24 protein-coding genes are annotated in these 26,066 nt (G+C 40.9%); 13 read left to right on the forward strand and 11 right to left on the reverse strand.

The window, feature by feature from the left end:
• The first annotated feature begins 62 nt into the window (after positions 1–62).
• Entirely contained in the window at positions 63–890 is an 828-nt protein-coding gene (locus M0M83_RS06235) for an SDR family oxidoreductase (RefSeq protein WP_213913485.1), read from the forward strand.
• On the opposite strand, the gene M0M83_RS06240 is transcribed toward M0M83_RS06235, so the two are convergent.
• Positions 891–1,514 (reverse strand): glutathione S-transferase family protein, encoded by a 624-nt coding sequence (locus M0M83_RS06240; RefSeq protein WP_248467874.1) that lies wholly within the window; start codon positions 1,512–1,514, stop codon positions 891–893.
• 218 nt (positions 1,515–1,732) lie between these two features.
• Between M0M83_RS06240 and M0M83_RS06245 the strand changes: the two genes are divergently transcribed.
• A complete protein-coding gene (locus M0M83_RS06245) occupies positions 1,733–2,938 on the forward strand; it encodes a serine hydrolase (protein ID WP_213913487.1) in 1,206 nt (401 codons plus the stop codon).
• 82 nt (positions 2,939–3,020) lie between these two features.
• Here the strand turns inward: M0M83_RS06245 and M0M83_RS06250 are convergent, their stop codons facing one another.
• From M0M83_RS06250 to ybjG, 3 genes are all read right to left on the reverse strand, one after another.
• Positions 3,021–4,388: an L-serine ammonia-lyase gene (locus M0M83_RS06250; protein ID WP_248467875.1), complete on the reverse strand. Its 1,368-nt coding sequence runs from the start codon at positions 4,386–4,388 to the stop codon at positions 3,021–3,023.
• A gap of 75 nt (positions 4,389–4,463) precedes the next feature.
• A complete protein-coding gene (locus M0M83_RS06255) occupies positions 4,464–5,780 on the reverse strand; it encodes a serine/threonine transporter (protein ID WP_004909352.1) in 1,317 nt (438 codons plus the stop codon).
• A gap of 851 nt (positions 5,781–6,631) precedes the next feature.
• Positions 6,632–7,240, reverse strand: coding sequence for an undecaprenyl-diphosphate phosphatase (ybjG, locus tag M0M83_RS06260; protein ID WP_125893272.1), 609 nt, complete (start codon positions 7,238–7,240; stop codon positions 6,632–6,634).
• Between the two features lie 196 nt (positions 7,241–7,436).
• Here ybjG and M0M83_RS06265 point away from each other — a divergent pair, with 196 nt between their 5' ends.
• Positions 7,437–7,865, forward strand: a complete 429-nt coding sequence (locus M0M83_RS06265) for a secondary thiamine-phosphate synthase enzyme YjbQ (RefSeq protein WP_248468421.1) — start codon at positions 7,437–7,439, stop codon at positions 7,863–7,865.
• A 246-nt stretch (positions 7,866–8,111) separates the two neighbouring features.
• On the opposite strand, the gene M0M83_RS06270 is transcribed toward M0M83_RS06265, so the two are convergent.
• Complete coding sequence (locus M0M83_RS06270; RefSeq protein WP_004256424.1) at positions 8,112–8,375, reverse strand: GrxA family glutaredoxin; 264 nt, start codon at positions 8,373–8,375, stop codon at positions 8,112–8,114.
• A gap of 161 nt (positions 8,376–8,536) precedes the next feature.
• Here M0M83_RS06270 and M0M83_RS06275 point away from each other — a divergent pair, with 161 nt between their 5' ends.
• The 3 genes from M0M83_RS06275 (at position 8,537) to rlmC (ending at position 10,660) form a co-directional block, all read left to right on the forward strand.
• Positions 8,537–8,863 (forward strand): YbjC family protein, encoded by a 327-nt coding sequence (locus tag M0M83_RS06275; RefSeq protein ID WP_125893268.1) that lies wholly within the window; start codon positions 8,537–8,539, stop codon positions 8,861–8,863.
• 139 nt (positions 8,864–9,002) lie between these two features.
• Positions 9,003–9,518 carry a YbjN domain-containing protein gene (locus M0M83_RS06280; RefSeq protein WP_125893266.1) on the forward strand — a complete coding sequence of 172 codons (516 nt, stop codon included), beginning with the start codon at positions 9,003–9,005 and terminating at the stop codon, positions 9,516–9,518.
• Positions 9,519–9,526: 8 nt separating this feature from the next.
• On the forward strand, positions 9,527–10,660 hold the full coding sequence (gene rlmC, locus M0M83_RS06285) for a 23S rRNA (uracil(747)-C(5))-methyltransferase RlmC (protein ID WP_248467876.1): 1,134 nt from the start codon (positions 9,527–9,529) through the stop codon (positions 10,658–10,660).
• Between the two features lie 62 nt (positions 10,661–10,722).
• Here rlmC and artM read toward each other — a convergent pair whose 3' ends face one another.
• From artM to M0M83_RS06315, 6 genes are all read right to left on the reverse strand, one after another.
• A complete protein-coding gene (artM, locus tag M0M83_RS06290; RefSeq protein ID WP_125893262.1) occupies positions 10,723–11,391 on the reverse strand; it encodes an arginine ABC transporter permease ArtM in 669 nt (222 codons plus the stop codon).
• Positions 11,388–12,128 carry an arginine ABC transporter permease ArtQ gene (artQ, locus tag M0M83_RS06295; RefSeq protein ID WP_213913491.1) on the reverse strand — a complete coding sequence of 247 codons (741 nt, stop codon included), beginning with the start codon at positions 12,126–12,128 and terminating at the stop codon, positions 11,388–11,390. Before artQ ends, artM begins: the two co-directional genes overlap by 4 nt.
• 12 nt (positions 12,129–12,140) lie before the next feature.
• Positions 12,141–12,884 carry an arginine ABC transporter substrate-binding protein gene (gene artJ, locus M0M83_RS06300; RefSeq protein ID WP_102138435.1) on the reverse strand — a complete coding sequence of 248 codons (744 nt, stop codon included), beginning with the start codon at positions 12,882–12,884 and terminating at the stop codon, positions 12,141–12,143.
• Between the two features lie 18 nt (positions 12,885–12,902).
• The gene (gene artP, locus M0M83_RS06305) at positions 12,903–13,631 is read right to left on the reverse strand and encodes an arginine ABC transporter ATP-binding protein ArtP (RefSeq protein WP_125893258.1); all 729 of its coding nucleotides are present in this window, start codon (positions 13,629–13,631) and stop codon (positions 12,903–12,905) included.
• A 98-nt stretch (positions 13,632–13,729) separates the two neighbouring features.
• Positions 13,730–15,211 carry a DUF2867 domain-containing protein gene (locus M0M83_RS06310; protein WP_248467877.1) on the reverse strand — a complete coding sequence of 494 codons (1,482 nt, stop codon included), beginning with the start codon at positions 15,209–15,211 and terminating at the stop codon, positions 13,730–13,732.
• Positions 15,212–15,262: 51 nt separating this feature from the next.
• Entirely contained in the window at positions 15,263–16,162 is a 900-nt protein-coding gene (locus tag M0M83_RS06315; protein ID WP_213913493.1) for a lysine exporter LysO family protein, read from the reverse strand.
• A 405-nt stretch (positions 16,163–16,567) separates the two neighbouring features.
• On the opposite strand from M0M83_RS06315, the gene M0M83_RS06320 reads away from it, so the two are divergent.
• From M0M83_RS06320 to M0M83_RS06350, 7 genes are all read left to right on the forward strand, one after another.
• The gene (locus M0M83_RS06320; protein ID WP_248467878.1) at positions 16,568–18,232 is read left to right on the forward strand and encodes a DUF2813 domain-containing protein; all 1,665 of its coding nucleotides are present in this window, start codon (positions 16,568–16,570) and stop codon (positions 18,230–18,232) included.
• 201 nt (positions 18,233–18,433) lie between these two features.
• A complete protein-coding gene (macA, locus tag M0M83_RS06325) occupies positions 18,434–19,540 on the forward strand; it encodes a macrolide transporter subunit MacA (RefSeq protein WP_125893250.1) in 1,107 nt (368 codons plus the stop codon).
• Between the two features lie 2 nt (positions 19,541–19,542).
• Entirely contained in the window at positions 19,543–21,486 is a 1,944-nt protein-coding gene (macB, locus tag M0M83_RS06330; RefSeq protein ID WP_248467879.1) for a macrolide ABC transporter ATP-binding protein/permease MacB, read from the forward strand.
• A gap of 408 nt (positions 21,487–21,894) precedes the next feature.
• A complete protein-coding gene (locus tag M0M83_RS06335) occupies positions 21,895–23,241 on the forward strand; it encodes a purine-cytosine permease family protein (protein ID WP_213913496.1) in 1,347 nt (448 codons plus the stop codon).
• Positions 23,242–23,251: 10 nt separating this feature from the next.
• Complete coding sequence (locus tag M0M83_RS06340) at positions 23,252–24,085, forward strand: nitrilase-related carbon-nitrogen hydrolase (RefSeq protein WP_213913497.1); 834 nt, start codon at positions 23,252–23,254, stop codon at positions 24,083–24,085.
• Positions 24,082–24,840: an IclR family transcriptional regulator gene (locus tag M0M83_RS06345; protein ID WP_125893237.1), complete on the forward strand. Its 759-nt coding sequence runs from the start codon at positions 24,082–24,084 to the stop codon at positions 24,838–24,840. Before M0M83_RS06340 ends, M0M83_RS06345 begins: the two co-directional genes overlap by 4 nt.
• 236 nt (positions 24,841–25,076) lie before the next feature.
• Positions 25,077–26,015 carry a DUF1177 domain-containing protein gene (locus M0M83_RS06350; protein WP_248467880.1) on the forward strand — a complete coding sequence of 313 codons (939 nt, stop codon included), beginning with the start codon at positions 25,077–25,079 and terminating at the stop codon, positions 26,013–26,015.
• Positions 26,016–26,066: the final 51 nt, after the last annotated feature.

Raw genomic sequence — 26,066 nt, forward strand, 5'->3', positions numbered from 1 at the left:
TTTATGGTTTTCAGCTACTCTGTGGTTAATTTCAGTCAGTTGAACGATTGGGGAGTTATCATATGAAGAAAGTCACTATCATCGGGTTAGGGTGGGTTGGGCTCCCCCTTGCTCAGGCCTTATTGTCTCAAGGCATTCATGTGGTTGGAACTAAAACAACAGCAGATGGTATTGAAGCCGCTCAAGCGGTAGGAATAGAGTGTTATGCATTGAAATTAACCCCAGAACTTGAGTGCGATGATGATGATTTATCACAATTGATGACTCAAAGTGATGCTATCGTCATTTTGCTTCCACCCTCTAAAATTAATACTGGATACTATGTGACCGCAGTTGAAGCTCTGGTGAATAGCGCAATAGCATTTCAAGTGCCTAAAGTTATTTTCACATCATCTACGGCAGTTTATGGGGAACAAAATGGCGAAATGACTGAGAATAGCCCATTGGATGGCGTGACGGGATCCGCTAAAGCCTTGGTGGCGACAGAGCAGTGGTTGCATCAGTTACCGAACATATCGGTGGATATTCTGCGGTTAGCGGGATTAGTTGGTGAAAAACGACATGCAGGGCGTTTTTTAGCGGGGAAAACCGGGGTGAAAGGGGCAAACCAGCCTGTCAATATGGTACATCAAGATGATGTGATTGATGCCATTTTATTATTGCTCCAGCAGCGGCAAGGGGAGCATATTTATAACCTCTGCGCGCCAATTCACCCAACACGAGCCGAATTTTATACTCATGCAGCGCAATCTATTGGTTTAGTCCCCCCTCAATTTATCGATGAGGAAAATGCGTTAGTGGGGAAAATTATTAACGGTAATAAAATTTGCCAAGAACTTGGATTTGAATACCAGTACCCAAACCCAAGTTTGATGAATATGACCCTGTAATTATTTAATTGGGATCATAACAATTTTTTGGAACGCAGGGCGGGTGGTTAGTTGTTGGTACCAGCGCTCCAAATTGTTAAATTCAGGGCGCTGCGTGACAATTTCATGCCAAGGGTAAAATAGTGGCGCGATGGCAATGTCTGCGATACCAAATTTATCACCACTAAAATAAGCTTGGTTAGCTAATGCATTATCAGCAATGGTTAGTAACCGATTGATATTGCCATAAATAATTTTAGCTTGTTCTGGGTCTCTATCCGCTTCTGGGACACGAACAATTTTGTTCATCATCTGTTTAATGTGGTCGAATAAATTAGCACCACTCCAATCCATCCATTTATCAGCGGCAGCTCGTTCTTGTATGTCTTGTGCGAGTAATAAGTGAGAATGATCAAATTTTTCCGTAAGGTAACGTAAAATCGCATTCGATTCCCACAGTGCAAAGTCATCATCCTGTAGAGTTGGAATTGTGCTGTTTGGATTCATTTTTATATATTCAGGTGTATCTAGCCCACCAAATGGGCCACCCACATCTTTTTGATTGTAAGCGATATTTAATTCTTCTAAGCACCAAAGTACTTTTTTGACATTGGAAGAGTTGACGCGTCCCCAAACAGTTAACATGGCAGTCTCCTAAATTGATTTTTTTGGCATCGGACACGGTTAAGATAGATTAAATCCACTTATAGGCAAATGTTTATTTGTTACTGGTGGCCTCTATGAAATTAAAGTCTTATATTAGGTCTAGTTATCGAATTTTGTCACAGCGATGGGTTCTCGTTTAGTGATGTTGAGTCAATGACAGTAATTTAAATGTGTAGAATTAAGTGAAGGAATAACCGATGAGTAAGAAAATGTTGTCTTTAAAAACCCGTCGAGCTGGTATTGGGTTGAGTCTTTTGGTTGCCGTAACTACCAGTGCTTATGCGGCGCAGACACCGGTTGCTCCTCAAGTCGATGCAAAAGCGTTTGTTCTGATGGATTATAATAGCGGTAAAATTTTAGCTTCAGGGAATCCTGATGAGCGCTTAGATCCCGCCAGTTTAACAAAAATTATGACCAGTTATGTGATTGGCCAGGCCGTCAATGCAGGGAAAATCACGCCACAAGACATGGTCACAGTAGGGGAAGATGCGTGGGCGACGGGTAACCCTGTTCTTAAAGGCTCCTCTTTGATGTTTCTAAAGCCAAAAGACCGTGTTTCTGTATTGGATCTAAATAAAGGGATTGTGATCCAGTCAGGGAATGATGCCAGTATTGCCCTTGCTGATTATGTTGCAGGGAGCCAAGACTCATTTGTGAGTCTAATGAACCAATACGTGCAAAAGATTGGTTTGAAAAACACCCATTTTAAAACGGTTCATGGCCTAGATTCAGAAGGGCAATACAGTACAGCGCGGGATATGGCATTGTTAACGCAAGCCATGATCCGCGATGTGCCTGATGAATACGCGCTGCACAAGGAAAAAGAATTTACCTTTAATAAAATTCGCCAGACTAATCGTAACCGTTTGTTATGGAGCCAAAACCTGAAAGTGGATGGCGTAAAAACTGGGCACACGAGTGGTGCTGGTCATAATTTAGTCGCCTCTGCAACAGAAGGCGATATGCGTTTGATTTCCGTCGTATTGGGGGCACCAAGTGACCGCGTGCGTTTTTCTGAAAGCGAAAAATTACTCACATGGGGTTTCCGCTTCTTTGAAACTGTCACGCCAATTAAGGCTGATGCCACATTGAAAAAGCAGCGTGTCTGGTTTGGTGATACTTCAGAAGTTGATTTAGGTGTTACCGATGATGTTTCTATCACGATCCCTAAAGGGCAGTTACAAAACTTAAAAGTGGATATTCAACTAGCTAATGATTCACTTGAAGCACCATTAGCTAAGAACCAAGCGGTAGGGACGATTAACTTTATTCTTAATGATGAAGTTATCGAGCAGCATCCTTTAGTCGCAAAAAGTGCCGTTGAGGAAGCCGGGTTCTTCGGTCGTATTTGGGATTACATTATGAAAACGATTAGCGGCTGGTGGAGTGCTATTTTCGGTTAATAATGATTAAATTGAAAATGATGTGAACACAAAAATGCCTGCTAATGCAGGCATTTTTATAGCACCTCATTGATAAACAAGACTATTCACAGTGAGCCAATTTAATTGCTAAGCCGCCTTGGGAGGTTTCACGATATTTAGCGTTGATGTCTTTGCCTGTTTCATACATGGTTTCAATGACTTTATCGAGGCAAACCCGTGGGTCACTGACACGTCGAAGTGCCATACGGGCTGCATTGACGGCTTTGACAGAGGCAATAGCGTTGCGTTCAATACAAGGGACCTGTACTTGCCCACCAACAGGGTCACAGGTTAAGCCTAAGTTATGTTCCATAGCAATTTCTGCTGCGATACACACTTGCTCAGGGCTGCCCCCCATTAGCTCGGCTAATCCCGCAGCAGCCATCGAACAAGCTACACCGACTTCCCCTTGGCAGCCTACTTCAGCACCGGAAATTGAGGCATTCATCTTATACAGCGCACCAATTACACCGGACACCAAAAAGTAACGGGTATAGGAGTTTTCATTCACCGGGCGAATGAATTTATCATAGTAAGCTAATACCGCAGGAATAATACCGCAAGCTCCATTCGTTGGCGCTGTCACAACACGACCACCCGCTGCATTTTCTTCGTTAACGGCAAGGGCGTACATATTGATCCAATCAATCACTGCCATTGGGTCCATGTTGGTGTTATCGGTTGTTACGAGTTGACGACGTAACGCAGCAGCTCTACGTGGCACACGTAATGGGCCCGGTAGTAAACCTTCGGTTGTCACCCCACGTTCAATACCAGACTTCATGACATCCCATACGGATGAGAGATATTGATGAATTTCTTCTTTACTACGCAGCGCTAATTCATTTTGCATCACGAGAGCGGAAAGTGATAAACCAGTTTCTTTACAGTGTTTTTGCAGGTCAGCCGCATATTTAAATGGGTAAGGGACTTGAACGACACTTTCGTCAGACTGGCCAAAGTGTTCTTCATCGACGATAAAACCACCACCGATAGAATAATAATTTTTGGTGTAAATAACATCATCACCACTAAATGCCGTAATACTCATTCCATTTTCATGGAGAGGGAGATTGGTCGTATGAAAATTCATCCCCCCTTCAGTAGGGAAATCAACTTCATGTTGCCCATGTGCAAGGGAGAGCCTTTCAGTTTGCTCAACATTACGCATAAAAGCAGGAATAGCGTCAATATCAATGGTGTCCGGTAAGTTACCTGCAAGGCCCATAATAATCGCCATATCCGTTGCATGGCCTTTACCCGTTAAAGAGAGCGAACCATATACATCAACTGCAATTCGTGTTGTGCGAGAGAGTAATTTTTGCTGGATAAGGTCGTCAACAAACTGTTTGCCCGCTTTCATTGGGCCGACGGTATGGGAACTTGAAGGGCCGATGCCAATTTTGAAGATATCAAATACACTAATCATATTCAGTGCTTCCTTTTGTAGAAAGTCATTGAAATTAGGTAGCTTCCGTTGTTGGTCGCTACCTAGTGGCTTCAATTAGAAGAATAACTTATATGTTGCCGCAGAGATAGCGACTAGACCCATAATTACGATAAATACATTACTGATTTTACCTGAGTATTTGCGCATTGCAGGTACCTTGCTAATTGCATACATTGGCATCAAGAACAGTAAGATAGCGATAACAGGGCCACCGAGGCTTTCAATAATATCCAGCACACCTGGATTCAATGTTGCCACTAACCAAGTTGTGACTAACATGAAGATTGCAGTGCCACGGTTTAACTTGCGAACATCAATTGTTTTGCCTTTTGCACGGTAAGCACGTTCGACTAGGCCATTGAAACCTTCGCGAGCACCTAAATAGTGACCAAGGAAGGATTTAATAATTGCAATAAAAGCAATGATTGCAGCGGCATATTTAATGAATGGCTGGTCAAAATAGCCAGACAGGTAGTCAAGAATACTGATATTTTGTGCTTTAGCTTGTGCAAGATCTGCTGAAGATAAGGTAAATACACAGCTTATCACGAAGAACATAACGGTCAGCACCATCAGAATGTGTGCAGAAGCAAGGATCCGTGAACATTTTTGTTCAGCTGCATCACCGTATTCTTCACGTTTTGCAACGGAGAAAGCAGAAATAATTGGCGAGTGGTTAAATGCGAATACCATCACAGGGATTGTCAGCCAAATAGTGACCCAGATGCTTTGTCCACCCGTATTTTTTGTTGCTTCAGTGATTCCTTCCCAAGTTAAAGTATTCAGTACATCACCAGACCAATGTGGGATCATATACAGTGAGAATGCAACCAATACGGCGATAAATGGAAACACTAACATGCTCATGACTTTGACGATGTATTTTTCGCCGAATGCCACAATCGCCATTACTCCGCCTACAAGGATCAAGGCAAGTAACCAGCGTGGTGGCGCGCCAACGCCCAATAATTCGGTTAAAAATTTATTGACGTTATTGGTAATGGAAACACCATAAACAAGAAGGATAGGATAAATAGCAAAGAAGTAGAGCAGCGTGATCCAGTTACCTGCTGTGCGACCAAAATGTTCTTCTACGACCTCTGTAATATCACCGTCTGGTTTTGAACCAGACAGAACGAAGCGTGTTAACCCGCGGTGAGCAAAAAATGTCATTGGGAAGGCTAATACCAGCATCAGTAAAACAGGTAATAAACCACTCATACCTGCGTTGATGGGCAAAAATAACACACCAGCACCGATAGCTGTACCATATAAACCCAGCATCCATACTGTGTCAGTTTTGCGCCAAGCATTACTCGTTACTGTTTGCGAGGCTGTTTTGTCGATGGAACCAACTTTTGTTGCATCCATAATAGTCTCCGAAAATATAAGTCAAAAAAAATCATTTAGCGTAACGACAAATGCATTACGAACTTTAATCTTTTGGTACGAACAATTATCCAATAACCATTGTTTTCTTTTGCGTAACAAACTGATTGAAAATAAAACTCATATTAGGTCTAAATTTATTTTCAATCAGTTTTGCATTTTTATCATAAAATTTTAAATGTGGATTTTGAGGGTGTGAATGTATAGTTTACCAGAATAAAATGCCGTGATCATCATCTCAAAAGAGAAATATCTCCTTAGATTGCGATAGATAATCATATTTTATAAAATTGTTAATAAAATTTGTGTTAGGTTTGCTTTTTTTATAAGTAAGATACAAGGTAAATAAGTTTAAATTTTCTTGGTTTTCAACAGAATTAAATTCTGCTGAAAAAATATTATTATATTAATGATTGAAATTGAGCTGGTTAAAACATCATCCATATCAATATAAATATTGAGCTTTACTGTAATCATAGTACAAATGAAACGTTAAGATTGAATTATAACGAATTGATAATAAATGAAATATTTTTATTTTTCAGATTGGTTCATTGCGTGACTAATTAGTTTAAAAACTAGAGGAAAGATAACTATATATTAATTATTTTACGTTTTTTTTGTGCTTATATTTGCTACTTTTTTTGCAACGAAAAAAATAATTAAAATAGGTAACAAGATATTTGTTAACTGATTGTTTTAATAATTTCATTGATAACTTCAAAAAAGTTTTAATCATGAGAGTGGAAATAAACAGAAACTTTGATTTAGCGCAATTTTTATAATGCTAAAAATACTGGCATTAATTAATGCCAGTATTTGAATATACATTATTATGGTTGAAACCAACCTTTACGAATAAGAGAGGCAAAAATAAAACTATATAGCCGAGTGATAGGTAATTGAATTTTATACGCACCAACAGACCAGAGGATTTGAGCTAAACCACATGCGACAATCGCAAGTATAAAGGCGCCAGCCATATCTAGAGGCCAGTGAACGCCGAGGTAAATACGCGACCAAGCAATGACAATAGCGGGGATCATCATGACAAGCCCTACCCAAGTCCTTAGCCAGAACAGGAATGCGAAAGCGAATGTAAAGACAATCGTACCATGGTTGCTCGGGAATGAAGGCGTGGCTTCATGCTCGGAGAAATTAGTGCCAATTCCCATGACAAATGGGCGGTCATGAGGTGCAAAATAGCCCACTAACCATGAAATTGTTAAGCCAATGACGATGGCAATGGCTGCTTTACAGGCAAAGGTACGTTGGCGAGTCATATTTGGCTGGGCGCCCCAAAACCAACAAGCAACAGTAAATAGTGGAAATAATAGGATTAAGCGTTTCGCAATTACGTTTGCTACAGCAATGGTTCCACTTGCGGTTTCTGGAGTAGCATTGATCAAGTTGAATAGATCAAGGTTAAGTTGTTCCAGCACAGTTTAGTACCTCGGACAGATAGTTAGTAAGACAGAATAGATATAAAAGGAAGATTAAAGTGTCTTAATGAGCAGGTAAAGTCCCTTTGTCTTATTATTGAAAGCTTTGTGCGACAAATTTACTTGCGGTTTAACTATTACTCAATAATTATTGAGTGCAGTAACAGATTTAGATAAGTAAAAGGGAGAGAAAGTGATGTGGTGGCAAAAAGAGATACAACTTAACGCAAAAGCGAGAGGATTTCATTTAGTGACAGAAGAAATTCTCAGACAGCTTCCTGAACTTAGCTTAATTAAGATTGGTTTAGCCAATATTTTTATTCAACATACATCGGCATCTTTAACGATCAATGAAAATGCAGATTACACTGTCAGAGAAGACTTCGAGAGTTTTTTTAATCATGCAGTTCCTGAAAATGAGCCTTATTATAAGCATGATTATGAAGGCAGCGATGATATGCCCGCGCACCTAAAAAGCAGTTTATTGGGTGTAAGTTTGACTATTCCGATTACGAAAGGGCGTTTAAATTTGGGAACGTGGCAAGGGATTTATTTATGTGAGCACCGAAACTATGGTGGAAAGCGTAGATTGGTCATTACATTGCAAGGCGAACCCAGTCGTTAGAAACAAAAAACCCGATAGCATGAAAATAAACAGTTGGCTATCGGGCTCCTCAATATGGGGACATCAAAGAAAAGCAGTGGCATTAATTAAGACCTCGTCTAAAAAAGAAAGTTCTTACTTAGATGAAAAAAGTGCAATATTTTTATTAAATTTGGCTTAAATAGCACAAAAAGAACAAGCAGAGCGTTAACACTTATAAATAAGTGAACAACTTTGCTTGTTGGGATGTAAAATGGATGTGACTAACTACTTGTATAAATTCAAATTTTCTTTAGCGTAAGCTTCGAAATCTGTGCATCCACCGATGTGTTGCTCATCAATGAATATTTGTGGAACGGTTTCAACAGGTTTACCGACAGTTTTAGATAAATCTTCTTTAGAAATACCTTCCGCTTGAATATCAACATAACGGTAGTCAAAATCTTCACGCTCATTTTTCAATTTTTCAGCGAGTTCTTTTGCACGAACACAGTATGGGCAGCCAGGACGACCAAAAATAACAGTATACATAGTATCTCCTTTTTATCTTGAGCTCAGATTCTAATTGCAATGCTCAATACTATGCCTACATAAATTATGAAATAAAAGTCGAATTTTCCTGTTATACCTATAGGTATGTCATATAATTCACAGTTTGATAAAAGAGTCTCAATAATGAGAGGAGAAAAAGAATGGGTCATAAACCTCAATCTAAAGGGACAATGCGTTCATTGGCAGATATGCCAAAGCCCATTATCGTGTTAGAAGGTGTGGGCATCATTCTGCTTATCATTGTTTTGTTAGCACTCAATGACTATATTACACTGCCAGAGCCTTTAATGCAGTCAGGGGTGGTCGTGAGCATGATTATGGTCGGTATTGGTTGTTTGGTGCCTGCAATGATCAATATTGTCTGGCGAGCAATTCATGGTCTGAGTTTTTTGGGTATTGATCATAAACAGCCAGAAAAGAGTGCATCTAAAAAATCAGACTCTGCAGATAATAAACCTGATGAGTAAGTAGATTAAGCGCAGTTTTACTGGTGTTTCGCCCTACAATATGTGAGAATTATTCGTTTTTTTCGTTAGGGGAAAATGTGCCAAAACCCTAACAAATCGATATTGCACGACTATTTTGAGTTGAAGAAGGTTACTACCCATGGATTCTATTTGTTACCCTGACATCACTAAGTTACGTGAATGGCTAGACCAACTCAAAACCTCTTATTTCGAGTGTGATTCCTGCTCTGCGTTACATTTACCCCATATGCAAAATATAGACGGTATTTTTGATGCAAAGCTCGATATTTTAAATAATGTTTTGGTGTTATCTGCATTAGCTGAGCTTAAACCGACAGCGATTGTGACGTTAGTGGCGAATATCAGCCAAATCAATGCCAGCTCATTAACGGCAAAAGTTTTCCTTGAAATAAATAATGAAAACTTGCCTAAATTGATTGTCAGCCAATCATTTTCATTAGAAGCAGGGATGACGTATCGTCAATTCGGCCATTTTTTACAGCAAGCAGAAGATCAAATTTCAGCCATTGTATTTGAAATCTTTAGCAATAATTTGCTGTATGCCAATCAGGATGATTTCAGCGAAGATGATGACAATGTTGATGAAGACTCTGAACATTCCCTTGACGACAAACCTTCAGTCATTCTCCACTAAGTTTTTCTATGCATTGTGAAAAATATGCCACAGGGCAGTGCCATTCATGCCAATGGCTAACATTAACGCCTGAACAGCAAATTACCGAAAAGCAGAGCCAACTACAGGCTCTTTTGCCGGCTATTGATATTTCTCTATTTCAGCCTCCAGTGACAGGGCCGCAAACGGCTTTTCGCAATAAAGCCAAAATGGTGGTCAGTGGTAGTGTTGAAAAACCTGTTTTGGGTATTGTTGGGCGAGATGGACAGGGCGTTGACTTGACTAACTGTCCTTTATACCCAGCTGAGTTTTCTGACGTATTTGCATCTTTAATTCCTTTTATCGCAAAGGCTGGCCTGACACCTTATAACATTGAGCGCAAACGCGGTGAATTAAAATACCTATTATTAACCCAAAGTCATTACTCTGGGAAATTCATGCTGCGCTTTGTTTTGCGCTCAGAGAAAAAAATTGAACAGCTAAAAAATGCACTCCCGTGGTTACAGGAACAGTTACCACAGCTTGGGGTGATTACTGCAAATATTCAGCCAGTGCATATGGCAATACTCGAGGGTGAAGATGAAATTTTCTTAACGGAGCAACGCACGCTACGTGAAGAGTTTAACCAAGTCCCCTTGTTTATTCGCCCGCAAGGTTTTTTCCAAACGAACCCTATCGTGGCTGCAAAATTATACCAAACAGCAAGAGAATGGGTGAAAGAGCTACATATCGATAGCTTATGGGATTTATTTTGTGGTGTTGGCGGTTTTGGGTTGCACTGTGCTGAAAAAAACACTCGCTTAACCGGGATCGAAATCAGTGCTCCAGCGATTGCCAGCGCACAGCAATCAGCGAATGAACTTGGATTAAAGCATGTTGAGTTTAACGCACTGGATTCAACGGGTTTTGCCACGGCACATCAGGATATCCCGCAGCTTATTTTAGTCAATCCGCCACGCCGAGGAATAGGTAAAGAATTATGCGATTACCTTTCTCGTATGCAGCCTGAATATATCCTGTATTCCAGCTGTAATGCGCAAACAATGGCGCAAGATTTACAGCGGTTGACGGGGTATCACGTATGTAAGGTGCAGTTGTTTGATTTGTTCCCTCATACGTCGCATTATGAGGTGTTGACCTTATTAAAACGGATAACTAATTAGTCAATTGCATAAAAAAGCTTGGTTTTTATACCAAGCTTTTTTACGTTTAGGCGAGAAAAAAGTTAGCCTCTGTGCTCAAATTCCAACGCTTTGCGTTCAATTAAACGCATTAAAATAGTTAAGATTGCATTGACCACTAAATAAATAATCCCTGCCGCAACAAATGCTGTCACATCCCATGTTTGACCAAAGATAAGCTGGCTGTATCCCATGACATCTAGCATGGTAATGGTACTGGCCAGTGAGGTACTTTTGAAAATTAATACCACTTCGTTGGAATAGGACGATAATGAGCGTTTGAAGGCATAAGGTAAAATGATCCGCATGGTTTGCATTTTGCTCATCCCAAGGGCTTGGCACGATTGCCATTGGCCTGATGGAATGGCTTTAACTGCGCCGTGGAATAACAACGTGGAGTAAGCTGCGCTATTTAAGGCTAAAGCGACCATTGCACAGACCCAGGGTGTGGAAATAATCTCCCACAGCATAGGGTAATCTTGCAAAGATTTAAATTGGCTTGGGCCATTATAAATTAAGAAGAATTGCACCAATAACGGCGTACCCGTAAACAGTGTAATGTAGACCTTCACTGCTTGAGAGATCACTGGCGTTTTTAGCGACAAAATTAAGGTGAATAATATGGCTAACAGAAAAGCCACAATGAGTGCGCTAAACGTCAGAGATAAACTGGTTGGAAGTCCCGGTAATATTTTTAATATTAAATCTATCATTTCGATTCACCTCGCTCAAAGCGGGTGGTCCGTAGCTCAATACGCTTTAGTACTAGTTGGCTGATTAGCGTAATTGCAAGGTAAATCAAACCGACAATGGCATACCACGTAAACGGTTCCTGAGTACGGTTTACAATGGTTTTAGTCTGTAACATCAAATCATTAACACTGATGAGTGAAACTAACGCGGTGTCCTTCAATAACACCAGCCACTGGTTGCCTAACCCTGGTAGAGCATGGCGCCACATTTGCGGCATAATGAACCGAAAGAAAATAGTGCGTTTGTTTAAACCCAACGCAAAGCCGGCTTCCCACTGACCATAAGGGACGGCTTTTAATGCGCCCCTAAGCGTTTGAGATGCATAGGATGAATATAATAAGGCGAGGGCAATAACGCCACAAACAAATGGGGTATAGTCAAACTCGCCGCTATTAGCAAAGAAAATACTTGGGTCGATTTGGATGGTGGTTTGCCAAAAACCAAGGTTTATATCAAAACCGTCACCAAACATATTGATCAGTTGTAGGGTACCGAAGTAGACAAACAACACAACCAGTAATTCAGGGAGGCCGCGGATCAAGGTAACCCAGCAAGTTCCTAGAAAGGCGATAGGTTTAAAACGGACGGACTCCCATGCGGTAAACAGCATGGCCAGAACCAAACCCAAAATCAGCGCAGAAACAGCAAGGCCGACGGTGATACCGGCGGCACTTGTTAAAAATAGAAAGTTGCTCATTAATTATATCGATTACTGTTGAAACCATTTTTTGTGGATAGCATCATAAGTGCCGTCTGCTTTAACTTCTGCTAAGGCTTTATTCATTTTATCCAGCAGCTCTTTATTTCCTTTACGAACGGCAATACCTAAACCAATACCGAAGTATTGTGGATCAGTGACTTTTTCGCCAACTGCCCCCAAGTTTTCATTACCTTTCCCTTTTAACCACTCGTCAGCGACTGCGGTATCACCGAAAACGGCATCGATACGGCCATTTTGTAAGTCTAAAATAGCTGATTGGTAGTTATCATAAGGAACGGTTGTCATCCCTTTATGTTGTTCCATGATGTATTTTTGGTGAGTGGTTCCGTTTTGCACGCCAATTTTTTTATCTTTTAATTGGTCTATTGAGCTGATTTTTTCTTTAACGGCAATAAATTCCGCTGAGTTAGGGTAGTAAGTCTCAGTGAAATCGACTTGCTGTTGGCGCTCAGGGGTAATATCGATACCTGCCATTAATGCTTCAAAGCGACGGAATTTTAAGCTAGGAATTAAGCTGTCGAAAGATTGGTGAGTAAATGTACAGGTTGCATTCATTTTTTCACACATTGCATTGGCTAAATCAACGTCAAAGCCAACGATTTGGTTATTTTTATCGAACATTTCAAAAGGCGCGTAAGTCGCTTCTGTTGCAAAACGAATAGTTTCTTTTTCCGCAGCAGTTGCAGATAGGGTTACAGCGCCCAGCAGTGCAGCTAATATAATTTTTTTCATTGCTTAATCCTATATCTATTAGTGTGACAGATAATTTGCAAATGCTTCTGTTTGAGGTGCAGTGAAATGGCTTGCATCCCCTTGTTCTACTATATGGCCGTTTTCCATATACACGACACGGCTAGCGGTTTTGCGCGCAATTTCCACTTCGTGAGTGACGATCACTTGTGTAATTCCAGTTGCTGATAGTTCACGTATGATATCAACTACTTGTGCGGTAATTTCTGGGTCAAGTGCAGCCGTTGGTTCATCAAATAATAAAACTTTTGGTTCCATCATTAGTGCTCTTGCAATCGCAACACGCTGTTGCTGCCCACCAGATAAGTGTAATGGGTAGCGCTCAGCAAATTGCGACAACCGTAAGCGTTCTAATAGCTTAGAGGCTTTTGCTTGCGCTTCTTGCTTTGACAATTTTAACACGCGACAAGGTGCTTCAATTAAGTTGTCCATGACACTCAGATGAGGCCACAGATTATATTGTTGAAATACCATTCCCACATTTTGACGCAGCTCACGGATCGCTTTCGCATCTGGTGCAGAAGTAAAGTCAAATTGCTGACCCACAATGTTTAAGTGGCCTGAACGTGGCATTTCTAATAAATTGAGGACACGTAACAACGAGCTTTTACCTGCTCCGCTTGGCCCGAGTAATACCATAGTCTCACCAGCAGAACACTCTAGATTGATATCAAAGAGTGCCTGATGGGAACCATAGAAACAGTTGATGTTTTTTAATTGAATGCTCATGTGTACCAATAATATCTTTTTTCACTATCTGCGATATTAATCCTATGAGCATATTTATGCAATAATTTCTGCATAAAAATTTGGTTTTTACGCTAAAATTAATCTGATTTAACGGTCAGTTGCTCTGCTTGCTGTTCTTTTGCGAGTTGTTTATCCCGCTCATAGGCCAGTTCGCTGATGCGTTTTGCCATACCTTTAAAAATAAATAAATGGGCAGGCATCATGGCAAACCAATAGAGTAGGCCGCAAAAGCCAGCTGGGTGCCACCATGCGCGAACATCAATAGAACGGCGGTTCCCGCTATCATGAATAGTAAAAGTTAAGCGGCCAAGGCCTGGCGCTTTCATACCAAATAACAAGCTAAGTTGTTTATTCGGTTCAAGATTAATCACGCGCCAGCCATCAATTTCATCACCGAGTTGGAGTTCTTCACGGTCGGGGCGGCCGTACTTTACTTTATTCAGCATCATATCGTCCATGATGGCGCGGGTTTTCCACAGGCCATTGGCATAGAAATAGCCGTTTTTTCCACCGATTTGTTGCACTGTATACCAGAGCGATTCCGAACTGGCTGTTGTTCCAAGGGTTGCTCCCGCTTGTTTTGGGTAATAGCCATAACCGGGGCGCCAGCGTTTTCTGACCTCTGGGTCATAGCCCCAATCTGCGTTATCAATAGCATCGGCTTCTTCTGCTAAAGTCGCTCTAACGGCATCATCAAAAGAGATTAAGGTTTGAGGGATCAGCTCTCGTAGCGCTTTATCATCTGCAGGGAGATCGTGCTGCAAGCCTTGGATTAACTCCTTAGCAATAGATGGGGGGACGGAGGTGATCAAACTGATGAAATGCACGGAAATCATACTAATCGGGATCGGGATAGGAATAAGTAAACGACGTTTACCACTGACCTTAATAAAGCGCTTAAATAGCTCTTGATAGCTAATATACTCAGGGCCGCCTGCATCGAAAATTCGGTTTTCGGTTGTTGGTATTTTCGCCAGTTGCGTTAAATAATACAAAATATTCGACAGAGCGATGGGGGATGATTTAGAACGGACCCAACGTGGCGGAGTTAAAATAGCTAAGTTGTAAACCATATCGCGCATAATTTCGAATGCGGCAGAACCAGAGCCAACGATAATAGATGAACGGATTTCGGTAACAGGGATTTGGCTTTCACGTAAAATATCGCCGGTTAAACGTCGTGCAATTAAATGCGGTGAATAGGTATGCCCATGCTGTAATGCGCTAAGATAAATAACATGTTTAACGCTTGAGCCTTCAAGGACTTGTTGCACATTACGAGCGGCTGTGCGTTCACGTTCGACTAAATTAGCTTGGTCGGCCATGCTATGAACAAGGAAATAAACAATATCGATGTCTTGCATGACATCTTTTAATGTTTCAGGATCGTGAAGATCTACATAAATGCATTGGGTATCTTGCCAGCCTTGGGATAACATCCAATCAACACGGCGTGCGCCAGCTGTTACGTCATATCCTTGCTCAATAAGTTTAGGGATCAGATTCTGACCAATATAACCACTAGCGCCCAACACTAAAACACGTTGTTTATCTGTCATGTTAATTTCCTGTTTCACGCAAAGTAACAGCTATTGTGACTGAAATTTTACCTATGTAAAGAAGGCCATGAGAATTGGCGTAATAAGACTAAGTACAAAGCCATGAACAATGGCGGCTGGGACAATTGAAACCCCACCGCTACGTTGTAAAACAGGCAGTGTAAAATCCATTGACGTTGAACCACAAATGCCAAGAGCGGTTGAACGATAACGATTAATAATAATTGGAATGAGCATGATTGCAGCAAGTTCCCTTGCTAAGTCATTGAAAAAAGCCGCGCTTCCCATGACTGGGCCATAAGCATCGGTGATTACAATTCCTGTTAATGAGTACCAGCCAAAGCCTGAGGCGACTGCTAACCCCATTTTTACTGGAAGACCGAGTAAAAACGCGGCTAATGCACCGCCCGCGAGTGCGCTGACCCCCATGACAAACGCAATAGTTGTTCCACGTCGGTTGATTAAGATTTGTTTAATACTCATTCCACTATTGCGTAATTGAATGCCAACAAGTAGCAACAGCAACATTAGTGCAACCTGGCTGCCTTTATCGGCATAGTGTAAGAAATTAAAACCCGTTAACCCGACAATAAAACCCAGCAATAACACCCCGCAAAGCTGCAGAGACTCTAAAACCATTTTGATCCTAGATGGCGGCTTTTCTTGTTTGTGTTGTGGAATTTTCCAAGGGTCAAATTTATCAAGTAATAACAAAGAGATAACATTTAATGAAAATATGCAGCCAAAAAAGGTAATGGCATAAATTAAAATAGAAATTAAGTGAATACTTAAGTTTTCAAGCAGTGCGAGAGTGATTCCCATTAGAAATAAAATAACATAGACCATTGAGTTAAGTGATTGGTGAACCCGATGAAGAATTTGTTTATTTCTAATAGTAATAAGGTAACCAAGTGTTAATGGTAGCAGTATAATCAAAAGTCCTGAATACATGGCCGGATCCTTAAAGGTTAACCCATAGACTAGGTAACTATAAACAAAGAGTTATGCTTATCTTTTTTATTTAGGTTATCGAAGCATAAACCTGATATAGCGCCGAGTAAGAAAAGAATTTTTTGTGATAAAATTTTTTTATTGGCGTCTCAATGAAAAATAGGTCAAAAACACTAAAAATGAAAGTTTTACTATTTTATAACACTGCTATTAGATGCTCAATATAGTTCTCTGTTTTGTTATGAATAATTTTTATTTAGCATATATTGTGATAGTAATGAATGTGGTTAATCGGTAAGCTTTGGTTATTATTCTTTTATATTTTCACTTGGCATAATCATTCAGTACGTAATGGCAACTGATGAAATAGAAGGGGGAATATAAATACTTCAAGGAGAGAGTAATATGTATCTGGAACGTGTGGAAATATACGGATTTAGAGGGATTAACCGGCTTTCTTTAGAACTAAATAATAGTACGGTTTTAGTCGGTGAGAATTCCTGGGGGAAATCGAGTTTACTTGATGCACTTGATCTTCTTCTTTCTCCTGAACACACAGATTACCAATTCAGTCTTCATGATTTTCACCATCCAGCAGGTAATGATGAATCGCGTTACCGCTCATTACAGATTGTTCTAAAATTTGGTGAGCGGCGAAAAGGGCGTCATCAATCATATCGTTTTCATAATCTTAGCTCTGTATGGGTCGATAACGGAGATGGCCTTAAACATATTTTCTATCGTGTTAGTGCAGAGCTTAGAGATGATGGCTCGATAGCCGTCGATAAAACCTTTTTAAATGCAGGCGGCAATAAGCTTTCTTTGGATAATGTAGGTAAATATATCAAAGAAATTATTCGGTTGTACCCAGTTATTCGCCTACGAGATGCCCGATTTTTACACTCGCTTAACCCAGAAACGATAGTTTCAGGGCAAAAAGAGGTGCGTGACTTATTTAATGCCCGTATTAAGGAGCTAACCAGTGCATTGGTCAACAACCCTGAGCGCTTAAGTGATGAAGACCTTGGTGATGGAATTGATGCTATGCAACAGTTGCTTAGCCATTATTTTTCTGGGCAAAGCTCCCATATTATTCGGTCAGATAATTCAATTGTTAAAATAGAGCCACGTAAGCGTGGCTGGAAAGCGCTTGATAACATTAGTCGTTTAATTGCAAAGCCAAATCAACGCAATATTCGATTAATTATTTTAGGAATGTTTTCTTCATTATTACAATCAAAAGGTAATATTCACTTAGATAAACATGCGCGGCCATTGATTATTGTTGAAGATCCAGAAACGCGTTTACATCCGATTATGCTCTCTATCGCATGGGGCTTATTTAGTTTATTTTCTCTACAGCGGATTACGACGACGAACTCAGGAGAGTTACTCTCATTAGCGCCTCTGGAAGATTTGTGTCGTTTGGTTCGCAATACCAATAAAGTTTCAGCTTATCGTTTGAATGAAAATGATCTAAGCGCTGAAGAGTTACGTAAAATTTCTTTCCATATTCGTTTTAATCGTCCATCAGCCTTATTTGCTCGTTGTTGGTTATTAGTTGAAGGAGAAACAGAAATTTGGTTGATGAATGAGTTTTCGCGCCAGTGTAACTATTACTTTGAAACTGAAGGAATAAAAGTTATTGCATTTGCACAAAGTGGCTTGAAACCTTTGCTGAAGTTTGCCAATAAGATGGGAATTGAATGGCATGTTTTAACCGATGGTGACGAGGCTGGGCGTAAATATGCGGCAACCGCGACACATTACGCTCACAAAATTAATTCCTCAAATAGGGATAGGCTAACGATGCTACCTGCACCAGATATGGAACATTTTCTATATCGCGAAGGGTTTAAAAGTCTTTATCATGAAATTGCGGATATCCCAGATAATGCAAAGGTTTCAACAAGGCGGGTGATTCTTAAAGCGATTTCTCGCACATCGAAACCAGATTTAGCGCTAGCCACGGTGAATAGAGCTGCAGAATTAGGCCCTGATAGTATTCCGCTGCAATTGAAAAGTATGTTTTCTCGTGTGGCATGGCTGGCAAGGGGAAAAGCAAATTAATGGTAATATTGATAAATTTTACTTGTTGTTGATTGATCGTTGAAGAATGGCTATTTCATGTTGAATCAATTGATAACTTAAGTGATATATAATTGGGGCATTAGTTTTTAGCTGGCAACAAATTGGAAACTCGCTCCTTTTACAGGTTGTTAGCAATTTAGAGGGCTATGCCCTCTTTTTGTTCATAGGAAGTAGGTAAACATGAAGGCAAAGCCTAAAAAAAAGTGGCCGATTTACTTGGTAATCATTATTTTTGCCCTAGTCACTGCTGGGTTTCTTTTTAATAGAGAAAAAGAAGCGGTTTTCCAAACTGTAGATGTCATACAGGGCGATTTAGACAAACAAGTACTGGCAACGGGAAAACTCGATGCAGTACGTAAAGTCGATGTAGGGGCTCAGGTGAGTGGGCAGTTACAAACACTGTATGTTAAAGAGGGCGATTATGTTAAAAAAGGTGACTTATTAGCGGTTATTGACCCGAAAAAAGCCCAAAATGATGTTATTGAATCTGAAGCAACAACACGTGAACTCGAAGCCAATTTATCATTAGCTCAAGCAGAGCTTCGCCTTGCCCAAGTGACTTATCAACGTCATTTAAGCCTAGCAAAACAGCAGGCCGTTTCTCAGCAAGAACTTGATAAAGCGAAAACCGATGTAGAAGTAAAAAAAGCGCAAGTCGCCACTTATCAAGCTCAAATTAAGCGTAACCAAGCCACCCTAGATTCAGCAAAAACAAATCTAAAATATACGCAAATTACGGCACCAATGGATGGTATTGTCACCTTTATTAAAACACTACAGGGGCAGACGGTTATCGCTGCTCAGGAAGCTCCAACAATTTTAACCCTTGCGGATTTGGACACGATGCTCGTCAAAGCTGAAGTTTCTGAGGCCGATGTGATTTATTTGGAACCGGGCCAAGATGCCTCTTTTACCGTTTTAGGGGCTCCAGATAAAAAATTTGCTGGGCAATTAAAGGATATTTTACCGACACCTGAAAAAATTAATGATGCCATTTTCTATTATGCGCGTTTTGAGGTGCCTAACCCGCAACATTTGTTGAAATTACAAATGACTGCACAGGTCACCATTGAATTAGACTCACGTAAAAATGTGCTGTTACTGCCGCTATCTGCATTAGGCAATGAAATTTCACCACAAACCTATGAAGTGGATATTCTGCAAGAGAATAAAGTCGAGAAAAAACAAGTTAAAATCGGTGGTCGAAACGATGTGTATGTGGAAATTACCAAAGGCCTTAATGAAGGCGATAAAGTGGTCATTGGGCACAGCGAGACGGAATACTAACTATGTCTGCGTTAATTGATCTTCAAGGGATCACTCGCCGCTATGGGGAAGGTGAAAACCAAGTTACAGTCTTAAAAAGTGTCTCACTACAAATTAATGCAGGTGAGATGGTGGCGATTATTGGCGCTTCGGGCTCAGGTAAATCCACACTCATGAATATTATTGGGTGCCTAGATAAACCAACAGAAGGGAATTATTGCATTGATGGCCAAAGCGTCGCAACGTTAGATAATGACCAATTGGCAGAACTGCGCCGAGAACATTTTGGCTTTATTTTTCAACGTTACCATTTACTGAGTCATTTAAGTGCGGAACAAAATGTTGAGGTACCTGCGGTATATGCAGGGGCGGGTAAGAACCAACGTCGTGAGCGAGCAGCCCAGTTATTACAGCGTCTAGGGCTAGGGGAGCGCGTGGATTATCGTCCAAGTCAGTTGTCTGGTGGGCAACAACAGCGCGTGAGTATTGCTCGCGCTCTTATGAATGGTGGGCAGATAATTCTCGCGGATGAGCCAACAGGAGCGCTGGATAGCCATTCGGGAGAAGAGGTCATGAATATTTTAAAAGACCTTTGTGCCCAAGGACATACAGTGATCATTGTCACGCATGACCCTGAAATAGCTCAGCAAGCAGAACGTATCGTAGAAATTAAAGATGGCGAGATTTTGAATGACTCAGGTAGCAAAACCACAACACGAACAAATTCATTACCAAAAGCCCCTGCAAGAAAACTGACATTAAACCAAATGTATGGTCGGTTTAGCGAGGCTTTGTTAATGGCTTGGCGTGCCATGGTCGTTAATAAGATGCGTACATTGCTAACGATGCTTGGGATTATCATTGGTATTGCGTCGGTGGTATCCATAATGGTGATCGGTGATGCCGCGCAAGGTATGGTCCTTAATGATATAAAATCAATCGGGACGAATACCATTTCAATTTATCCAGGGGAAGACTTTGGGTACGATGATGCAAAAAATCGTCAGTCCTTGAGAGCCGCAGATATTGATGCATTAGCAAAACAGCCTTATGTGCACGCGATTTCTGGCGAACTCAACCACTCTACACGCTTAAGAAAAGGGAATGTTGACGCTTCGGCACAGCTCACCGGTGTTGGGCGGGATTATTTTAATGTTTATGCCTCTAAATTTTCAGAAGGTATGAGTTTCACGCAAGATATGGTGGATAAGCGCGCACAAGTGGTGGTTATTGATGCCAATACTAAGCGCCGCTTTTTCCCTAAACAAGAACATGTTATTGGCGAAACTTTGCTCATTGGTAATATGCCTGTAACGATTATCGGTGTGCTTGAAGAGAAAAAATCGACTTTTGGTTCGAGTAAGTCACTATCGGTTTGGTTACCGGATACCACAGTAAATAGTAAAATTCTGAACCGTCCATACTATGAGAGCTTTGTTGTTAGGGTGAAAGACGGTTACGATGCGAAAACGGTAGAACAGCAACTGACCCGCTTACTCACGTTGCGCCATGGTAAAAAGGATATTTTCACCTATAACCTCGATACCTTTATTAAAACGGCAGAGAAAACAACCCAAACAATGCAGTTATTTCTCACACTAGTGGCGGTTATTTCATTAGTGGTCGGAGGAATTGGTGTGATGAATATTATGTTAGTTTCCGTTACTGAAAGAACGCGAGAAATTGGTATTCGAATGGCGGTAGGCGCTAGAACTAGCGATGTGATGCAGCAATTTCTTATCGAAGCCGTACTAGTCTGTTTGATAGGAGGGCTAATGGGTATTGGACTATCGTATGGGATTAGCTTATTGGCTCAAATGGCGTTACCGGGCTGGACATTTTCTTTTGATCCCGTGGCGTTAGTCAGTGCTTTTGTGTGTTCAACGGCCATTGGTATTATTTTTGGTTTTTTACCTGCTCGAAATGCGGCTCGCTTAAACCCAATTGATGCGTTGGCGAGGGAATAGTATACAGCTTAATTATTTATGAGCTAAATGTTCGTTGGGTATCTTCTGCATCATAGGATTTGATGCAGAAGATGAGAGAAGATATTAAATGCTAACTTGAAGAAATATCTACTCAAGAGTAGTTCCATTTATTGGAACTGAGTTCCTCAATTAAATTCTGCTAATTAAATACGTTATTTTTAACTCCTTAATTTTCTAATAATATTTTTTTTAATCTATATATTCCCTCGTTTCTTAAAATATTTCATAATAAAAAACTGTCTGAAAAGATAAATTCTGCTTGCGAATTGGTATCGATCATGGATATGATTTGCCCTGTAGAATAAATGAAACCTAGTTCCATATAATGGAACTTATAATAAAGCCAGTAAAAAAACTAAGCAAAGACAACCACACAGTAGGTGCAATATGGCGAATAAAGCAGGTGAAGATTATTCTTTGGCTCGGGTGCCTCAAAGTGCTCGTAGGCCGTTTTATGAAGTGTTAATTCTACGAATAGGTGCACTAGCTTGTGTTTCACAAGTTATGCTAGGTGCGGCTCTTGGTTATGGGTTAACTTTTTGGCAGGCGTTTTGGGCAACAATGCTTGGCTCTGTAATTTTACAGGTTGTCAGCTGGGGGCTTGGAGCGGCTGCATGCCGTGAAGGAATGTCGATCAGCCTACTGTCTCGGTGGGCGGGTTTTGGTAAGTTAGGCTCAGCTCTCATTGGTGGCGCGATTGCTATCTCCTTAATGGGCTGGTTTGGCGTACAAAATGGTTTCTTTGCGGATGGAATGTATAAAGCGACTAATGTGCTAACACCAGGGACTTGGTCACTTATTACAGGTATTGCGGTGACGGTTATAACAGTATATGGGTATCGATTTTTATCTATTACTGCCAATATCTCAACGCCGCTATTTTTATTCGCGTTAGGCTGGGCGACATATAATTTATTATCAGGTCAAGATATTGGTACGCTTATCAATGACACTGAACCCGCCGGGCCATTAATGACTATGCCTGCGGCCATTACAATGGTTGCTGGCGGTTTTATTATTGCAGCCGTCACAACACCCGATATCAGCCGCTTTATGAAAGGGCCTAAAGATGTGTTTTGGATGACGCTCATTGGCACATTTTTTGGTGAGTTACTGGTCAATATGATAGCTGTATTGATGGCGTTATCATTACGGACGAGTCAAGTATTTGATTTAATGATGGCACTGACGGGCCTATTAGGCGCATCGATTGTTATCTTTTCGACAATAAAAATGAATGATATCAATCTGTATTCATCGTCGTTAGGTTTTTCAACACTGTTAAATGCCATCTTTAATAAGCGTTTTGATCGTCGTTATTTAACTTGGGTGATTGGCATTTTTGGGACTATCGCTTCAATGTTAGGGATCTTAGATAACTTTATTGGATTCTTGATCTATTTAGGAATAGCGATCCCACCTGTCGCAGGGATTATGGTTGTTGATTATTATCTGTTAAAACGTGACCGTAAAGAGTTAGATCTCACTCGAGAGCAAGGAATATTACCGCCGAGCTGTGAAGCATATAACCCTGTAACACTAATCGTGTGGGTCATTGCAGTGCTGGTTGGGTGGGGGACATCAGAGTTAGGTCCACTGCACGCTGACTATGGCATTCCTGCACTTAACTCTTTAATTACTGGCGCGGTCGCTTATTGGATAGGAATGCGCTGGCAGGCGAAAGCCAAAGGTGTTGAAACGGTACACTTTCGCAAAGTGTCTCATTTAGATTAAGGATTAAACCATGTCAGGTACAAAAGTTAAAGTTGCTCTGGCTCAGTTTGATTCAGAACTTGGCAATAAAACAAATAATTTGCAACGTATGGCACAGTTGTGCCAGCAAGCTGCGGATTCAGGGGCAAAATTGATTTGTTTCCCTGAACTGGCGACAACGGGTTACCGTGGTGACTTGTTGACTACCAAGTTGTGGGATTTAAGCGATTCCATCGGAAGTGAAACTTATACGTTATTTAGCGAACTTGCTACTCGTTTAAATATCACCATTGTTAGCGGTTTTGTTGAACGCGGTGAATATTTAGGTGATATCTATAACTCTGTCGGTGTTTGGAACCCTGGGTGTGATGGTATTAGTGGCGTTTTTCGTAAAGTTCATGCCTTTGGTATAGAGAAACAGTGGTTTGGACGAGGTGATAGTTTCCCTGTGTTTGAAACCCCCATTGGTAAAATCGGTGTCATGATTTGTTATGACATGGGTTTTCCTGAAGTCGCACGAATTTTAACATTACAAGGCGCGGAATTATTATTAGCGCCTTCAGCTTGGTGTGTTCAAGACCGAGATGTCTGGGATATTAACAGCGCCTGTCGAGCATTAGAAAATGGAACCCACTTACTTGCAGTGAACCGTTGGGGTTATGAAGAAGACCTGCATTTATTTGGTGGTAGCAAGCTTTTAGGTCCTCGCGGCCAAGTACTTTGTGAAGCGGGCTGTGAAGGTGAGGAGCTATTAATCGGCGAGGTTGATTTTTTAAACCAAGCCCATACGCGCTTAAATGTGCCTTATCTGCGAGACAGAAAGCCACAAAGTTATCGTGTATTAACCCAAGGTTTAGGGTCATGAGTATTTTATCTAGCGTTGTTGATGTTTACCAATTATTCCTGCGTTCAGGGAATGAGCTGACGGTAACAACATTAGTTAATGAGTTAGGTATGCCTAAAAGTTCTGCTTCTCGTCTATTAAAGCAAATGGCTGAGCTTGGGTTACTTGAAAAGAAAAACAATGCACCGATATATCGCCCGGGTTTGCTGATTATGGAATTAGCGCATCGGGCCAGAGGAATGAATCCATTAATCGATATGATGCTTGAAGCACTTGATGAACTTGCGAAAGATAGCGGGTTTACCAGTTATGTGTCGGCACTTGATGATGATATGGTTCGTGTCGTTCATGCGCGCTTTGGTAATAGCATGCTGCAAGTGATCACTCAGCCGGGTACGCGGTTACCCATATTGGGGACTTCAACAGGGCGTGCGTTATTAGCAAGGTTATCGCCAAATGAACGGTCAAAAATTATTGAACGTGAACTAAAAGAAGAGAAAGCACGAGTTAAATTAGTTGAGCGTTTGGACCTCGTGGCTGAGCGTGGCTGGGAATTTTCGACGGATGAATCTGTTGCTGGCGTCGCGTCAATATCAAGCACGGTTTTCGACCCAGCGCAAAATACGTTGTATGCCTTGTGCTTAAGTTTACCTGCAACACAAATGAATGATGAGGTCAAAGCACAGTTATCTATAAGTCTTTGCCATAAAGCCGCCTATCTTGGTTGTATGGTGGGTGACCCATATTGGTTGCAAAAAAGCATAAATAAGTCATAAGCTGATTTTGTTCATAAAAGTAAACAGTAGTAAGAAGTAGGTAGTAGAAGTAAGCAGTAAATTATAAATATTTATATTATGAGTATTTTAAGTGCGTGAATACGCCTTCATCAGGAAAAATGGGGCCTCGATTACGTGAGGTTTCATCTAGAGCGAAATGGGGTTAACTCGCTATTTTAGGCGAGTTAACCCCTGAGTAGCTCTTCACTCCCATAAAAAAAATTAAAGGAAGTACAATGAGTCTAAAACAAACTCTTTGCGTATATGAGCTAATCGATTGCGCTAGTGTTAAAGGTGAAGACATTGTTGCATTGTTCCAAGATTTTCCACACATTGAAGTTATATCTAAAACGGTTAAGGATCATAAAGGGCAAAGTGATTTTGTTCGCATCCTTATTCCAGGAACACAAGGTAAATCACAACATAAAGAAGCTCCGACACTCGGGATCATTGGGCGCTTAGGTGGAATAGGCGCCAGGCCTTCTCGTATTGGTGTTGTTTCTGATGCAGATGGTGCGATTGCCGCACTTGCAACAGCGCTTAAATTGGCACAAATGCATGAAAAGGGTGACCGATTACTCGGTGATGTGGTGATCACGACCCATATCTGCCCAAATGCGCCAACACGCCCGCACACGCCTGTTGATTTCATGGATTCACCTCTTGATGATGCCACGATGAATCAACATGAGGCGATCCCAGAAGCGGATGCTATTTTGTCAGTAGATACCACGAAGGGAAATCGTTTACTTAATCATAAAGGGTATGCGCTATCGCCAACGGTAAAAAATGGTTATATTTTACCGGTATCAGAGGATTTAATTCGCTTGATGGAGTGGAGTAGTGGTCAAAAAGCAGTGACATTCCCACTATCAATTCAAGATATCACGCCATATGGTAATGGCCTACATCACATCAACAGTATATTACAACCTGCAGTATCTACGTCTGCACCCGTGGTTGGTGTCGCTATCTGTACAGAGACCGTGGTGCCAGGTTGCTCTACAGGGGCTAGTCATGAAGTTGATATTGCGAGTACTGTGAAATTTATGATAGAAGTTGCGAAAGAGTTTACCGCGAATCAGTGTGCATTTTATGATGTTGAACAATATACATTATTAACGGCACTGTATGGTGATATGCGTCACCTACAAACCGCGGGTAATCGTACTTAGTCATTGCAGAGAATAGCCACAGTTAATTATTGTACTAATCAATGTAATTGA

The sequence above is a fragment of the Providencia rettgeri genome, assembly GCF_023205015.1.
GTDB classification, from domain to species: domain Bacteria; phylum Pseudomonadota; class Gammaproteobacteria; order Enterobacterales; family Enterobacteriaceae; genus Providencia; species Providencia rettgeri_E.